The 14,506-nt window shown below is 36.5% G+C and carries 14 protein-coding genes and 1 other RNA gene; 7 read left to right on the top strand and 8 right to left on the bottom strand.

The genetic code is table 11. From position 1 onward, the window contains the following. Positions 1–166 precede the first annotated feature (166 nt). Complete coding sequence (locus DYE60_RS01070; RefSeq protein ID WP_115314792.1) at positions 167–1,006, bottom strand: 23S rRNA (adenine(2030)-N(6))-methyltransferase RlmJ; 840 nt, start codon at positions 1,004–1,006, stop codon at positions 167–169. Positions 1,007–1,067: 61 nt separating this feature from the next. Between DYE60_RS01070 and ampD the strand changes: the two genes are divergently transcribed. After that, positions 1,068–1,619, top strand: coding sequence for a 1,6-anhydro-N-acetylmuramyl-L-alanine amidase AmpD (gene ampD, locus DYE60_RS01065; protein ID WP_115314791.1), 552 nt, complete (start codon positions 1,068–1,070; stop codon positions 1,617–1,619). Positions 1,620–1,966: 347 nt separating this feature from the next. On the opposite strand, the gene DYE60_RS01060 is transcribed toward ampD, so the two are convergent. The 3 genes from DYE60_RS01060 to DYE60_RS01050 all read right to left on the bottom strand — a co-directional run bounded on the left by DYE60_RS01060 (position 1,967) and on the right by DYE60_RS01050 (position 5,835). Continuing rightward, the gene (locus DYE60_RS01060; protein WP_115314790.1) at positions 1,967–2,707 is read right to left on the bottom strand and encodes an MIP/aquaporin family protein; all 741 of its coding nucleotides are present in this window, start codon (positions 2,705–2,707) and stop codon (positions 1,967–1,969) included. 9 nt (positions 2,708–2,716) lie between these two features. Next, a complete protein-coding gene (gene glpK, locus DYE60_RS01055; protein WP_115314789.1) occupies positions 2,717–4,210 on the bottom strand; it encodes a glycerol kinase GlpK in 1,494 nt (497 codons plus the stop codon). A gap of 62 nt (positions 4,211–4,272) precedes the next feature. After that, positions 4,273–5,835, bottom strand: coding sequence for a glycerol-3-phosphate dehydrogenase/oxidase (locus tag DYE60_RS01050; RefSeq protein ID WP_115314788.1), 1,563 nt, complete (start codon positions 5,833–5,835; stop codon positions 4,273–4,275). A gap of 311 nt (positions 5,836–6,146) precedes the next feature. On the opposite strand from DYE60_RS01050, the gene proC reads away from it, so the two are divergent. Further along, positions 6,147–6,965, top strand: a complete 819-nt coding sequence (proC, locus tag DYE60_RS01045) for a pyrroline-5-carboxylate reductase (protein ID WP_115314787.1) — start codon at positions 6,147–6,149, stop codon at positions 6,963–6,965. Next, positions 6,962–8,104 (top strand): 3-phenylpropionate MFS transporter, encoded by a 1,143-nt coding sequence (locus tag DYE60_RS01040; protein WP_115314786.1) that lies wholly within the window; start codon positions 6,962–6,964, stop codon positions 8,102–8,104. The genes proC and DYE60_RS01040 overlap by 4 nt, the downstream gene beginning before the upstream one ends. A 68-nt stretch (positions 8,105–8,172) precedes the next feature. Here the strand turns inward: DYE60_RS01040 and DYE60_RS01035 are convergent, their stop codons facing one another. Further along, a complete protein-coding gene (locus DYE60_RS01035) occupies positions 8,173–9,399 on the bottom strand; it encodes a uracil-xanthine permease family protein (RefSeq protein WP_115314785.1) in 1,227 nt (408 codons plus the stop codon). Positions 9,400–9,607: 208 nt separating this feature from the next. On the opposite strand from DYE60_RS01035, the gene dapA reads away from it, so the two are divergent. Continuing rightward, entirely contained in the window at positions 9,608–10,507 is a 900-nt protein-coding gene (gene dapA / locus DYE60_RS01030) for a 4-hydroxy-tetrahydrodipicolinate synthase (protein WP_172460402.1), read from the top strand. A 134-nt stretch (positions 10,508–10,641) separates the two neighbouring features. Here the strand turns inward: dapA and ssrS are convergent. Continuing rightward, positions 10,642–10,821: non-coding RNA, 6S RNA (gene ssrS / locus DYE60_RS01025), on the bottom strand. Between the two features lie 68 nt (positions 10,822–10,889). Further along, complete coding sequence (locus tag DYE60_RS01020; RefSeq protein ID WP_115314783.1) at positions 10,890–11,201, bottom strand: cell division protein ZapA; 312 nt, start codon at positions 11,199–11,201, stop codon at positions 10,890–10,892. Positions 11,202–11,270: 69 nt separating this feature from the next. Here DYE60_RS01020 and DYE60_RS01015 point away from each other — a divergent pair, with 69 nt between their 5' ends. After that, positions 11,271–11,822 carry a UPF0149 family protein gene (locus DYE60_RS01015; RefSeq protein ID WP_115314782.1) on the top strand — a complete coding sequence of 184 codons (552 nt, stop codon included), beginning with the start codon at positions 11,271–11,273 and terminating at the stop codon, positions 11,820–11,822. A gap of 179 nt (positions 11,823–12,001) precedes the next feature. On the opposite strand, the gene DYE60_RS01010 is transcribed toward DYE60_RS01015, so the two are convergent. Further along, the gene (locus tag DYE60_RS01010) at positions 12,002–12,901 is read right to left on the bottom strand and encodes a viperin family antiviral radical SAM protein (RefSeq protein ID WP_115314781.1); all 900 of its coding nucleotides are present in this window, start codon (positions 12,899–12,901) and stop codon (positions 12,002–12,004) included. 206 nt (positions 12,902–13,107) lie between these two features. Here DYE60_RS01010 and DYE60_RS10175 point away from each other — a divergent pair, with 206 nt between their 5' ends. Both DYE60_RS10175 and DYE60_RS01005 read left to right on the top strand, forming a co-directional pair. Then, positions 13,108–13,257: a hypothetical protein gene (locus DYE60_RS10175; RefSeq protein ID WP_172460344.1), complete on the top strand. Its 150-nt coding sequence runs from the start codon at positions 13,108–13,110 to the stop codon at positions 13,255–13,257. An 83-nt stretch (positions 13,258–13,340) separates the two neighbouring features. After that, positions 13,341–14,264 (top strand): NYN domain-containing protein, encoded by a 924-nt coding sequence (locus tag DYE60_RS01005; RefSeq protein ID WP_115314780.1) that lies wholly within the window; start codon positions 13,341–13,343, stop codon positions 14,262–14,264. The last annotated feature ends 242 nt before the right edge of the window (positions 14,265–14,506 follow it).

Below are 14,506 nucleotides of genomic sequence, written 5' to 3'. Positions count from 1 at the left end.
TTTTTAATTAACGTAGGGGTGGATTGAATGAGCATCGCGAATGGAATATCCACCCGTTACTCAATATAAAATTTAACCAACACAAAATAAAACCTAAAATATAGCGGTTAAATAAAATGAATAATTTGTAAATTATTTCAGAAATATAACCGCTTGCTTTCAACTCTTATTCAGGGGTAATCCAACTTACTTTAAAACTCCCTGTTCCTTCTGGTACAAGGGTTTTGGTTAAGTAAGGGAGGATTTTCTTCATCTGTTTTTCTAACTGCCAAGGTGGATTGATCACAATCATTCCACTTGCTGTCATTCCACGTTGATCCGAATCAGGACGCACCGCCAATTCAATTTGAAGAATTTTACGAATACCGCTTTCTTCTAATCCTCGCACCATTTTTCTGACGTGCTGACGCATTACCACAGGATACCAAATCGCATAACACCCTGTCGCAAAACGTTTATAACCTTCACGGATCGCACGCACCACTAATTCATAATCTTCTTTCAATTCATAAGGAGGATCAATTAACACCACGCCACGTCTTTCTTTTGGTGGCAAGGCGGCTTTTAATTGCTGAAATCCGTTATCACGTTTAGTCACTACGATTGCATTTTTTGCAAATTCATTGCGTAATAACGGATAATCGCTCGGGTGTAATTCTGTTAATAAGGCACGATCTTGCGGACGAAGTTGTTGTACAGCAAGCAAAGGTGAGCCTGTATAAAAACGTAATTTTCCTTTATTGATTTTTTTGATCTCGGCAATATATTTTGCCACTTCCTCAGGAAGATCATCACGATCCCAAAGTCTTGCGATCCCTTCAATAAACTCCCCTGTTTTTTCCGCTTCACGGCTTAATAGACTATAACGTCCTGCACCTGAGTGGGTATCTAGGTAGAAAAAAGGTTTCTCTTTCTTTTTAAATGACTCTAAAATAAGGGTTAAAACGATGTGTTTTAGTACATCAGCGTGATTTCCAGCATGAAAGCTGTGTCGATAACTTAACATTTTGATTCTCTTTTATATAAAATAGACGACATTTTAACGTAATATAAGGTAAATTTATACAATGAAATCGGATTTAAAAATAGAAAATGGCTGGCTTGCGGATACCAAACGAGTGATTTCACCTCACTTTTCCCCTCGTCCTGACACAAATGATATTTCATTGCTTGTGATCCATTATATTAGCCTTCCCCCTGAGCAATTTGGGGACGATTTTATTGATCGTTTTTTTGAAGGGACGCTTGATCCAAATTTGCACCCTTATTTTGAAGAAATTAAAGATTTAAGGGTTTCCGCTCATTGTTTAATCAATCGTAAGGGTGAAATTACGCAATATGTTAATTTTAATGATATGGCGTGGCACGCTGGGGTATCGAACTTTCAAGGACGAGAAAAATGCAATGAATTTTCGATTGGCATTGAATTAGAAGGCAGTAACGAACAACCTTTTACAGAATTACAATATCAAAGCCTTGCAAAATTAACTCAAACTATTCAGCAGAGCTATCCAAAAATCGTAAAAGATCGTATTGTTGGACACTGTGATATCGCCCCAGAAAGAAAAATCGATCCAGGACAATATTTTGATTGGGATTATTATAAAGGTTTGTTGTAACCTATTAGGTTATAAAAAACACACGTAACTATAAGCATAGAAATAGAACAATATATTCATTTTTAGCATCTTCCACTCAAACTAAATCTCTGAAATATCTTGATTTAAAAGGAACAAGCTATAATAATGGTGATCATTTTTATTCTGTGAAAAAGTAGTATACGCCATAATTATTCCTATGAAATGTTGAAAAGTGGGTTATTTTATAAAAAGTATTGTAAAAACAAAGGGCTATATAAGCGGTCATTTTTTACTAAACATTTACAAATAAAAAATGACGTGGCTTGAATACCACGTCACTTTGATTTTTGCCTATTCTAAAAGATCAGACTGACTAAATCAAATCATTAAGATAAGATTTTAAACAATAGGGCTGCGATGACACCGCCCACAATTGGTGCTGTTAATGGCACGATACCATAAGCCCAATCTGGTTTTGCACCTACTTTTTTGCTTAATAATGTTAAGACTATGCGTGGTCCGCCATCACGAGCAGGGTTAATTGCATAACCTGTGGTTCCGCCTAAACTTAAACCAATAACCCAAACTAAAATCGCAACAGGTAATGCACCGATTGAACCTAAACCGATTGGTGCGGCTGTTTCAACATTTGGTAAGGTCACTGATGCCCCTGTAATGTAGAAGATAACGAACATCAATACAAATGTGCCGATAACTTCATTCATATAGTTCACTTTAATATTACGAATGGCAGGCTCAGTTGAGAAGCACGCACGTTTTGCCCCTTCATTATCCGTTGCTTTGAAGTGATCGATGAAGAAACAATAGACTAATGTCGCCCCAATCATTGCACCAATAAATTGTGCGATGATATAAGGTACAACGCTTGCCCAAGAGAATAAACCCGCAACAGCTAAACCAACCGTTACCGCTGGATTCATATGTGCACCTGAGTATGGTCCTGCAACCACAACCCCAATAAACACCGCAAATGCCCAAGCGGTGGTAATGACCATCCAGCTTCCGCCACCGGTTTTAGTGTCTTTTAAAACACAGTTTGCAACCACGCCGTTACCGAGTAAAATCAATAAGGCTGTGCCGACAATTTCTGCAACAAATGGACTCATAATAGCCTCCTATTCTTCAATCCAGTGACGCGCAGCATTTACTGCTTTGTGCCAATATTTCAACATATGATCAACTTTTTGTTGTTCTAATTCTGGGTTGAATACACGATCTTTTTTCCATTGTGCTGAAATATCATCGGTATCTTTCCAGAATCCCACCGCTAAACCTGCAAGGTAAGCCGCACCAAGCGCTGTGGTTTCTAATACTTGTGGGCGCACCACATTAAATTGGAAAATATCTGATTGAATTTGCATTAATAAGTTACTTGCTGCTGCACCACCGTCCACACGTAATTCTTTGGTTGCAACGCCTGAGTCTGCTTCCATTGCTTTTACAATGTCATATACTTCAAATGCAATACCTTCTAAGGTTGCACGCGCAATGTGAGCGTCTGTTGTTCCACGCGTAATACCAATAATCGTACCACGAGCGTATTGATCCCAATATGGCGCCCCCATACCTGCCAATGCTGGAACGAAGTAAACTCCGCCGTTATCTTCTACCATTGAGGCTAAACCGTTGATTGCATCAGCAGTACGAATTGAGCGTAAACCATCACGTACCCATTGAATTGCAGCACCACCAACGAACACACCACCTTCTAGTGCGTAAGTAGTTTTACCGCCAATTTGCCACGCCACTGTGGTTAATAGGTTATTTTTAGATTCAACTGCTTCTTCGCCTGTGTTCATCAATAAGAAACAGCCTGTTCCATAAGTGGTTTTAACCATCCCTTTTTGGGTACACATTTGACCGAATAATGCTGCTTGTTGGTCGCCCGCAATACCTGCAATAGGCACTTTTCCACCTGGAATGTAACGAGAATCTACATAACCATAAATTTCACTGCTTGATTTTACTTCTGGTAATAATGATTTTGGAATATCAAATAATTTTAATAATTCTTCATCCCATTGCATATCGTGGATATTATAAATCATGGTACGGCTTGCGTTGGTGACATCTGTAATATGAACTTTTCCTTCGGTTAAACGCCACACTAGCCAAGAATCCATTGTACCAAATGCTAATTCGCCTTTTTCTGCACGTTCTCTCGCACCTTCAACATTATCTAATAACCATTTAATTTTACTTGCAGAGAAATAAGCATCAATTACTAAACCTGTTTTTTTACGAATCACTTCGCCATATTCTTCTTTTAAAGTATCGCAATAACGAGCGGTACGACGGTCTTGCCACACGATTGCACGTGCAATAGGTTCACCGGTTTTTCTATCCCAAATCATAGTGGTTTCACGTTGGTTTGTGATCCCCACAGCAGCAATTTCATCTTCCTTAATTCTTGCTTTTGTCATCGCTTCACTCATTACAGAAATTTGGGTACTCCAAATCGCTTCTGGGTTATGCTCTACCCAACCACTTTGTGGAAAATGCTGTGTAAACTCTTTTTGAGCAACATTTACAATTTCGCCACTGTGATTGAAAATAATCGCACGAGATGAGGTTGTACCTTGATCTAAAGCAATAATGTATTTTGACATACTGTACTCCTATGTTTGAGATTGAATAAAAAGGGCTAACAAAATGTCAGCCCTAAATTACATTATAATAAGTATTGTTTAACTAATTGAGTAAACGCACTTACTTCTTGGTTTACACGTTCTTCACTCCAACCTAAATGTGTAGCCATAAACTCAGCTACGCTTTGAGCTACTTCTCCTGCTGCACGAGCGTCAAGGAAAAGTAAACGTATACGTCTTGCTAACACGTCTTCCAACGTGGTTGCTAATTCATTATCCATCGCCCATCTAACTTGTGCGTAGGTATAAGGGTGATCTTTATGGATCAGTGCTGCATATTTTTCATCACTTTGTGCTAATGCTTCGATTTCTTTCGCATCCGTTCCATAAGGAGAAAGATGGGAATCATCTAAGTGAATATTTTTATCATACCCGTGCAAGCGTAAATCAACGGTTTTACAAGGTTTTGCAAAAATTAGACCGCTTTCAATTGCTGCATCCACAGTATCTTCCGCCATTTGACGGTAAGTTGTCCATTTACCCCCAAGAATATGCACAAGCCCTGAATCAGACACTTCTACTTTATGGCTACGAGACACCTCTTTAGTTGATTTACCTTCTTCTTTTGGTGCGGCAAGTGGACGCAAGCCAGCAAACACACTGCGTACATCTTCACGTGTTGGGGCTTTGGTAAGATAATCTTTTGCCGTATCTAAAATAAACTGTACTTCTTGATCGATTGGTTTTGGCTCATAATCGGCATCTTTCACTAAAGTATCTGTTGTTCCAACCACAATTTTATTATGCCAAGGCACAGCAAATAACACACGACCATCGCTTGTTTTTGGTACCATTAACGCATCATCATTTGGTAAGAAATCACGATCTAAGATAAGATGGATTCCTTGACTTGGTACGATACGGGCTTTACTACCGGGTTCGTCCATTGCCATAATATCATTCGCAAATACACCTGTTGCATTCACAACGGCTTTTGCTTTTAAGGTATATTCTTTACCGCTAATCGTATCTTTACAACAAACCCCGCTTACTTTGCCCGCAGCATCTTTTTGTAAATCTGTCACACGGCAATAATTTAATACTGTACCGCCATTATCGACAATAGATTGTGCTAATGTTGTTGCTAAACGAGCATCATCAAACTGACCATCGTAATAACAAACACCTGCATTTAATTTGCTTTCTTTCACCCCTTTTAAGCGTTTACGAGATTCACCTTTTGAGACATAACTCGTGCGACCAATACTTAATTTACCCGCCAATAAATCATAAATCATTAACCCAAAAGTATAGTAAGGTGCTGTCCACCATTTTTCACCCGGAATAATAAAAGGCTGTGTTTTAAATAAATGCGGTGCATTTTGTGCTAAACGACCACGCTCTCTCAATGCCTCACGAACTAAAGCGACATTACCTTGTGCTAAGTAACGCACCCCACCGTGTACTAATTTGGTTGAACGGCTTGATGTTCCTTTCGCAAAGTCATTTGCTTCTAATAATAATGTTGAATAACCACGAGTAACGGCATCTAATGCAACCCCTAATCCTGTTGCACCACCACCGATAACAATCACATCCCAAGCATCCTTATTTTCAATATTTTGTACTAGATCTACTCTTTTCATAATTTCATTCTCCAAAAACAAATAATCTCTAAGTGATAAAATATGCCATAAAAAAAACAAAAACAACCTTCTTTTTTCGTTTTTGTGACATTTATCGCAATTTTTTGAGCGAAATAGAAAGTAAAGTTAAACATAAATGTGATAAAAGAATATTTAGTATCAAATTTAAAATAACCTTTTTATTTCTTTTTCCTGTTAATCTAATGGAGAATATTCCTTTTTAAAATTGATTGTTCACGACACATTTTATTCGCTTTTTTTTACAAAAATGCTAATATTCGCAAAATTCAAACTTGCAGAAAAAGGATGTTATGAAAGATAAAAAAATAGCCTTTATTGGGGCTGGAAATATGGCTTTTGCGATAATTTGTGGCTTAATAAAAAAAGGCTTCTCGCCTGCTCAAATTATCGCTTGCAATAAAAGCAATCAAACTCGTCGCCAAGAATTATCTGAGTTAGGGATAACCGTTAATTTAAGTAATAAAGAAGCAGTTAAACACGCGGATGTTATTATTCTTGCCGTTAAACCGCAAATGATGAGCGATGTGTGTAGTGAATTTTCAGAAATTGATTTTTCAGATAAATGGATTATATCTATTGCTGCTGGCATTTCAATTCATCGTTTGGAAACCCTATTACCAAGTGCAAAAAATATTATTCGAACAATGCCAAATACACCTGCTTTAATCGGGGAAGGGGTAACTGGATTATTTGCAAAATCTCATGTAAATCTAACCGCTAAACACTTTACGGAAACCTTAATGAATGCGGTGGGTAAATGTTATTGGGTTGAAGAAGAATGTAAGTTAAACCAAATTACAGCAATCACAGGCTCAAGCCCAGCATACTTTTTTAGCTTTATGGAAGCAATGCAACAATCAGCTATCCAAATGGGATTTAGCGAGCAAGATGCTCGTGATCTCGTGCAATCAGTAGCACTTGGGGCAACAAAGTTAGTTGCACAAAATCCTGATGTTTCCCTTTCTCAATTAAGAGAAAATGTAACGTCAAAAGGGGGAACAACCGCAGAAGCACTGAATGTATTTAATCAACATAACCTTACTCAAATTGTGAATGAAGCAATGCTTGCTGTTATTACGCGAGCAGAAGAAATGGAGCAATCATTATGATGAAACTTTCGCCTTTTCAATGGACATCTTTTAACTTTTTCGGCTATTTCTGCACCTATGGTGTGCTGATGCCATTTTTTCCTATCTGGTTAGAATACAATGATTATTCCAGTGAAATTATCGGTTTTTTACTTGCTTCTGGTTATCTTTTCCGTTTCTTAGGTAGCATTGTAACACCTCAAATCGTCACTCGCCCTAGCCGATTATTAAATGTAGCACGACTATTATCCGTGTTAATGTTAATCGCTTGTATTTTAATGGCATACACTGTTAGCTCAATCTGGTGGTTATTGCCTGCTTTCGCTTTCTTCCATATCGTAAATGGTGGTGCGATGACAATCGGTGATGCAATTGCCTCTACGTGGCAAAAACAAGTGGGAATCGATTATGGTAAAAGCCGTTTATTTGGCTCTATCGCTTTTGTCGTTGGGTCGTTGACAACTGGATATATCGTAGGTTGGTTTGGTGAACAAACTATCATTTGGTTAATGACAGGCTTTTTTGTGTTTCTGTTAAGCGGTCAAATTTTAGGAACAAATTGCAATTTTGTCGATCCTGAAAAAAGTAAAACCACATCAAAAATAAGTTATATATCTTTATTAAAAGATAAAACTATTTTGAGAATGTTGATTGCAACCTCGCTTATTCAAGCTGCCCACGCAACATATTACACATACAGCACATTATACTGGAAATCACAAGGTATCGATCCGCAAACAGCAAGTTTATTATGGGGATTATCTGTTGCCTCTGAAGTGGCCATATTCTTTATCTCTGGCAAATTATTTGCGAATAAAAAAATACATCATTTAATTATAATTGCAACCACGCTGGCAATTATCCGTTGGGTTTTATATGCCTCAACCGTTGCGATACCATTATTAGCATTAGGACAGATTCTTCATGCCTTCACCTTTGGATTAGCTCACTTTGCAATGATTCGTTATATTTCAAACCAAGATTCAGAATTGATTCCTAAATTACAGGGCTTATATTTTGGTTTAGGATTTAGTGGTGTCACTGCGTTATTTACGCTCTTCGCAAGTTTAACTTATGGCTACTCGCCAAGTTTAAGTTTTCTTTTGATGGCTCTTTTGGTTGCACCTGCGATTATTGTTGTGCCTAGATTGAAAAACTAAAAAATGCAAAAGGACGCTTCATCAAATAAAGCGTCCTTTTTTGTAAATTTTAATAAAAATTTAACCGCTTACTCTTCTGATTTAGAAGTCTCTTTCGGTAATAATAAATTCATTAAAATCGCTACAATCGCACATAAGCTGATGCCTTTTAATGAGAACATCCCCACATCAATTAACATTCCGCCAATACCAAAAGTCATCACAACAGACACAATACATAGATTACGGGCTTCGCCTAGATTAACTTTGGCACGAATTAAAGTACTCATTCCCACCGCTGCGATAGAACCAAATACTAACATCATTATTCCGCCCATCACAACATTTGGGATAGTCTGTAAAAATGCCCCAACTTTACCACAGAAAGAAACCGCGATAGCCCAGAATGCAGCCCAAGTCATAATTTTAGGATTGAAGTTTTTCGTTAGCATTACTGCTCCTGTTACCTCAGCATAAGTGGTGTTTGGTGGGCCACCTAAAAATGCTGCGGCTGATGTTGCTACACCATCACCCAACAACGTGCGATGCAATCCTGGTTTTTCTAAATAATTTTTCCCTGCAACTGAACTAATTGCCATAATGCCACCCACGTGTTCTACGGCTGGGGCAAGTGAAATAGGAAGTAAATATAAGATAGCTTCCAACTTAAATTCTGGTGTCGTGAACTCTGGTAAGCTAAACCATTTTGCATCAATAACTGGCTGAAAATCTACTAATCCCATAAAGATAGAGAGAATATAACCTACAACGATAGCAAACAAAATAGGAACAAGTTTCATCAATCCTTTTGCAAATACGGCAATCACTAAAGTCGTAACTAGGGTAACCATTGAAACAATCACAGCTTGCTCATAAGGTACGTTACTGGTTTTACCAATCGCCATATCAACCGCCACAGGTGCTAATCCTAAACCAATAATAATAATGATCGGGCCAACAACAACTGGAGGAAACAGTTTATCTAAAATAGCTGCGCCTTTAAATTTTACTAAAGCACTTAATAAAAAATAGGTGAGTCCAGTAAAAACTAGCCCACCCATTGTTACAGAAATACCCCATTGCTGTACGCCATATTGTATTGGGGCAATAAAAGCAAAGGAAGAAGCAAGAAAAATCGGAACTTGACGTTTAGTACAAAGTTGGAAAAGAAGTGTGCCGACGCCAGCGGTAAGTAATGCGGTGTTAGGGTTAAGCCCTGTAATCAATGGCACAAGAACCAATGCCCCAAAAGCAACAAATAACATCTGTAAACCAATGAATGATTGCTTTGCAGGGCTAATATTTTCAGTTGTCATAATATCTCCGAAGTTAAAAAATCTGGAAAATTATACAGAACTGACACAATTACGCAAACGTTTTCGTTTGTTAGGGATAAATTTTTTGTAAAGATTAAATGATATAACGCATAAAAAGATCAAAAATCACTTGCATATTCCCCCTAATTTTTGGCAAGCTAGCCTCAATTTTATGCCAAACACATTCTAATATTAAAAAGCAGGAGTCATAACAATGAATGCACCTTTATTTTGCGGTAGTATCACCGCCCTCATCACCCCAATGAAAGCAAACGGCGACGTTAATTTTGATGATTTACAAAAATTAGTTGAATACCATATTCAATCTGGTACTGATGCCATCGTCGCAGTCGGCACAACAGGCGAATCCCCAACGCTAAATATCAAAGAACACATCGAGGTTGTTAAAAAAACCGTTGAGTTTGCACAAGGAAAAATTCCTGTCATCGCAGGGGCTGGTTCAAACTGCACTCGTGATGCAATGGCAACCGCAAAATTACTAGAAAATATTGATATTATCGGTTGTTTAAGTGTTGCACCTTACTACAATAAACCAACCCAAGAAGGTTTATATCAACATTATAAAACTATCGCAGCAAACACTGATTTTCCTCAAATTTTATATAATGTACCAGGTCGAACTAGTAGTGATATTCTGCCTGAAACAGTAGCACGTTTGGCAGAAATTCCCAATATTATCGGAATTAAAGAAGCAACAGGCGATGTAAGTCGTTTAGCTAAAATAAAATCCCTTGCAGGCGAAGATTTTATTTTCCTAAGTGGCGATGATGCGACAGGCTTTGAAACAATGAAATTAGGCGGACAAGGTGTCATTTCTGTAACCAATAATATCGTTGCCAAAGATATGGCGATTATGTGCGAATTAGTTCGTGAAGGGCGAATCGAAGAAGCGGAAACGATCAACCAACGTTTAATGCCATTGCATAAAAATCTTTTTGTAGAATCTAATCCAGTGCCAGCAAAATGGGCTGCACACAAATTAGGATTGATTAGCGATCCAAGTGTTCGCTTACCGCTTGTACCACTTTCAGAAAAATCACAAGAAATTATGCTAGATTCATTAAAACAAGCAGGGTTGCTCGACTAATTTATTTTATCTTCTCAGAATAAAACCACTTTTGACTTCATCCTTAAAAGTGGTTTTGCTTTTTGTAAAACAAAATTTACCTTAAAAGCAATATATGAATTTTTATTGAAAAGTGACAAAAGGAAAGAAAGTTGAAAGTACCCGAAGTGCCGTTACCGGAGTGGTCCTGAACCATAAGGTTCAAGGGAGTCAAAATAATTATTTTTAGGCTTCTCGAACAAGCGAGCATGCTCACCAATAATGGAATTTCAGACTCAAAAGGTTTTAGATATCGGCTCAGGGACGTAACCAGCGAGCGAACACCTCAGGTAGTGCAAATACTAACGGAATTTTTTAAATATTCCTAGTCTTTATTGTTCTAATTTACTAATTTTTCGCCTTTTTAAGGATTTATTTGCTCTTCGTCATTAAATTTTAAATTTCCTAACGACGAATCTAGTTTTTTCAAGCAAGAAACTAACCCTTCTTGCACTTCATTACTTTTCTCTTTTTCCTGTGCTAATTCAAATTGTAGATTTAATGCCACAATCGTTAATATCTTTTCAAGCTGAATAATTTTCGATTCTTGTTTTAGTTTTGCAACTCGTTCTTCTAGCAGTTGTGCATATTCAAATAGTGATTCTTGTTGTTGCTCTGGACAATAAAGTTTGATTGATTGTCCTAAAATTTGAATTTCAATATTATTCTTTGGCATAAATCCTCACGCAATCTTAAAATTTTTGCTATTATGCCATTCTTTGAGACAATGATAAATAACACAATTATGGCAATAACAAAATTAAATGAATTTAAACAGCTAATCGCTGAATTACAAATCGAATATACCCCTGCAGAGTTTCATGGCTTCCTCAGTGGCTTAGTCGCTGGTGGCATTAAAGATGAATCTTGGCAGACGCTGACTTATCAATTTACCAATGATGGACATTGTTTTTCACAAATTCCGTTAAAAAAATTGACTGAGTTTTACCAACAGCTTACAGAGAGCTATTCTCAGGCGGATACACAATTCCAACTTTGTTTTGATGATAATGATGACGGATTTAAAATGGCGGATAAGATCGCAGATTGGACAAGCCATTTTATGCTCGGTATCGGCTTAGCTCAACCAAAATTTCAAACAGAAAAAGATGAAGTGGGCGAAGCACTTGATGACTTAAATGAAATTTCAAAACTAGGTTATGACGAGCAAGATAACCCAGCTGAACTTGCTAGTGCAGCCGATGAAATTATTGAATATCTGCGAGTTGTCGCACTATTTTTACATAGCCATTTTGCGTTATCAGTAAAAGAGAGTGATAAAAAGCAACTGCATTAACTCAATATCCGTAGAGCATTTTGCTCTCTCTAGCATAATATAGCGGTCAGATTTTTATCAAAATTTACAAATTGCAAAAATTAAATAAAATCTAACCGCTTATTTTTATCGTACTTTTTCGAAAAGATCCACTCCATTTCTACAACACCTTTTTTATATCCTTTTACCCACTACCATTTTTAATACTCACCTGATACTTTTTGTTTAAAAATTAACGTTGATTCATATCGCTTTTTAAATTTATTTATATCAAATTGAATATCTTGCAAAGCCTCAATCGCTCCTACATCTAAAATAGCGCGAGAATAGTCATAATCCGTTAACCGTTCACCATTTTGATAAAACGCTCCCTGTGGATTTATCATTAAATAAGATTGCGTCATCGTATCATTATCCTCCACCGAGATAATCTCTTGCAAAGATTGATGCCGATCCAAAAAATGTTTAAATTCAGTATCCGTAATTGATAAATTACTGTGTTTAACTTCCAGCATTTTCAACACTTTCCAACGACTGGGTGAAAATTTTTGAATAAGTGGTGTTGAATCTTCATTACAATTATAGCTATTTACCACCGTATTAATTTTTATTTTAAGATAGCTATTTCTCGCTCTCAGTTGATTGATATGATGAAGTCGATCAAGATCGAGGGTTCTCTTGTTTTGAGCTCTACCTATTTTGAGATTTGTTTCATCACATGCTGAATCTAAACTAATGCCAATCAAATTCAATGTCTCTGCAAATGGATATAATTGTTCATCAATGTAAGAGCCATTGGTAATAATAGAGGTTTCAAAGTCCATTTCTTTAGCTTTCAATAGCACATCATAAAAATCTTTGCGAAATAGCATCGGTTCGCCACCCGCAAAGTTGATGCGTAATTGTTGAAATTCGCCCTGTTTTTGATAATGCCCTAAAAGATGTTGTAATTCTTGCAGAATACGAATCGCTTTATGGCTCTCCCTGAAAACGTCCTTGACTTGTTTTTTCTGGTTATCCCACTTGGCATAGCAATAATCACATTTGTAATTACAAAGTTCCGTTAAATGCCAATTCACTACAAGTGTATTTGTTTTCATAAACCGTCCTCAATAAATAAAATGTTTATTTTTCATTCTAAAAAATTGAGAGGGAATAAAAGGGACAAAAAAATAACAGCACATTGAAAAATGTCCCTTTTTTTCCCTTTGTCACCACTAAAATAACCTTATCAAGCAGGTCAATGCTTGATAGCCATAAAGCAATGGTGCTTATGTGGTTATATTTTTAATCTAAGGAGATTTTTATGAGTAAATCAAAAGGTATTAGCCCAGCGAATAACAGTGCTAATCAACAAAATGCAAATCGTGGAACAAGTGGCACTAATCGTCAATATTCACAAGTTCACGGCAATCGAGGTGCCCAAATGAATCCTAACAATAAAGCTTCAAAATAAAGGATAAGGTGCAATTCCTTATATTGATTATTATCTAACAAGCACTCTGGGAGTCTGTCTAAGAGTGCTTTAAGGAGAATAGAATGGCTCAACAAGTTGCATTACTTATCGACGCTGAAAATATTTCTTATAAATCAATTCCCCTGATTTTTAACAAATTATCGACACTTGGTACGGTCGGAATAAAAAGAGTTTATGGTGATTTTTCCAGTGACACCTTAAAATCTTGGAGCGATACAAATAATGAATATTCGTTGAATGCTATTCATCAACCTAATTATGTAAGCGGTAAAAATACAGCCGACATTCGTATAACAATGGATACGATGTCATTATTCTTTGAAAATCCAAATATTAACGCCTTTGCATTGGCTTCAAGTGATAGTGATTTTACGCCACTCGTGCAATATTTAACGGAAAAAGGCTATGCTGTTTATGGTTTTGGCGATGGCAACAAAACTAAAAATTGTTTTGCGAATGCTTGCTCACAATTTTTTGATGTGAGTCAGCAAATAACCAACGATGAGAACATTGATATTACGTCATCATCTAAAAAAGTACCATTTACTGATATTTTTAAAGCCATTGAAATTTGTAAATCGAGAAAAAATAATCTTGGTGATGGTTTTGCTTATTTAGGTGAGGTTTCATCAGAGCTGAAGAATATCAATCCTAATTTTAAGTATAAAGACTTTGGTTGCTCAACACTGGGAAAATTTTTTGAGAAATATCCTGAATTTGAAACCCATACAATAAAATCATCAAAATACATTCGTAAATTTGATTACCCAGCACTTTTAACCTCCCTTGAATATTTATTGATTGCTTTTCCAAATAAAAAGGGAACAGACATAAAAACATTAGCGATTAAGATGAAAGAAACCTTTGGTTCTGAGCCTTTTTTACAATATTGTACCGAAGAGGATCTGATCAAACGCCTACAAAGCATCACGAATAAAAATTTTATTATTGAAAACAACACGATTAAACTTTCAACGTCAAACTAGGAGAATGTTTACTCATGCTCAAAACTTTTAGAGCGATGAATGATATTAATGCTTTTCACAGTTTTGAGCATAACCAAATTTACTATTTTGCTTTATCAGATCATTGAATAACAAAAATGAGGAATTATAAATTTGAACCAAAGTAGTAAAACAGAAAAATACTGCCTATATTTATAAGTCCCCATTTTAATCATGAATTTACTATAATAGTTTTTAAATATGCTTATACCAATATTCCATAG

This window comes from Phocoenobacter uteri (assembly GCF_900454895.1).
Taxonomy (GTDB): domain Bacteria; phylum Pseudomonadota; class Gammaproteobacteria; order Enterobacterales; family Pasteurellaceae; genus Phocoenobacter; species Phocoenobacter uteri.
This window is presented reverse-complemented; position numbering and strand designations above follow the sequence as displayed.

Coding starts and splice junctions, on each gene's coding strand:
- DYE60_RS01060 (WP_115314790.1), bottom strand. CDS start 2,707: ATGAGTCCATTTGTTGCAGAAATTGTCGGCACAGCCTTATTGATTTTA.
- DYE60_RS01020 (WP_115314783.1), bottom strand. CDS start 11,201: ATGCCAAAGAATAATATTGAAATTCAAATTTTAGGACAATCAATCAAA.
- DYE60_RS01015 (WP_115314782.1), top strand. CDS start 11,271: ATGGCAATAACAAAATTAAATGAATTTAAACAGCTAATCGCTGAATTA.
- glpK (WP_115314789.1), bottom strand. CDS start 4,210: ATGTCAAAATACATTATTGCTTTAGATCAAGGTACAACCTCATCTCGT.
- DYE60_RS01005 (WP_115314780.1), top strand. CDS start 13,341: ATGGCTCAACAAGTTGCATTACTTATCGACGCTGAAAATATTTCTTAT.
- proC (WP_115314787.1), top strand. CDS start 6,147: ATGAAAGATAAAAAAATAGCCTTTATTGGGGCTGGAAATATGGCTTTT.
- ampD (WP_115314791.1), top strand. CDS start 1,068: ATGAAATCGGATTTAAAAATAGAAAATGGCTGGCTTGCGGATACCAAA.
- DYE60_RS10175 (WP_172460344.1), top strand. CDS start 13,108: ATGAGTAAATCAAAAGGTATTAGCCCAGCGAATAACAGTGCTAATCAA.
- DYE60_RS01010 (WP_115314781.1), bottom strand. CDS start 12,901: ATGAAAACAAATACACTTGTAGTGAATTGGCATTTAACGGAACTTTGT.
- DYE60_RS01040 (WP_115314786.1), top strand. CDS start 6,962: ATGATGAAACTTTCGCCTTTTCAATGGACATCTTTTAACTTTTTCGGC.
- DYE60_RS01070 (WP_115314792.1), bottom strand. CDS start 1,006: ATGTTAAGTTATCGACACAGCTTTCATGCTGGAAATCACGCTGATGTA.
- DYE60_RS01035 (WP_115314785.1), bottom strand. CDS start 9,399: ATGACAACTGAAAATATTAGCCCTGCAAAGCAATCATTCATTGGTTTA.
- DYE60_RS01050 (WP_115314788.1), bottom strand. CDS start 5,835: ATGAAAAGAGTAGATCTAGTACAAAATATTGAAAATAAGGATGCTTGG.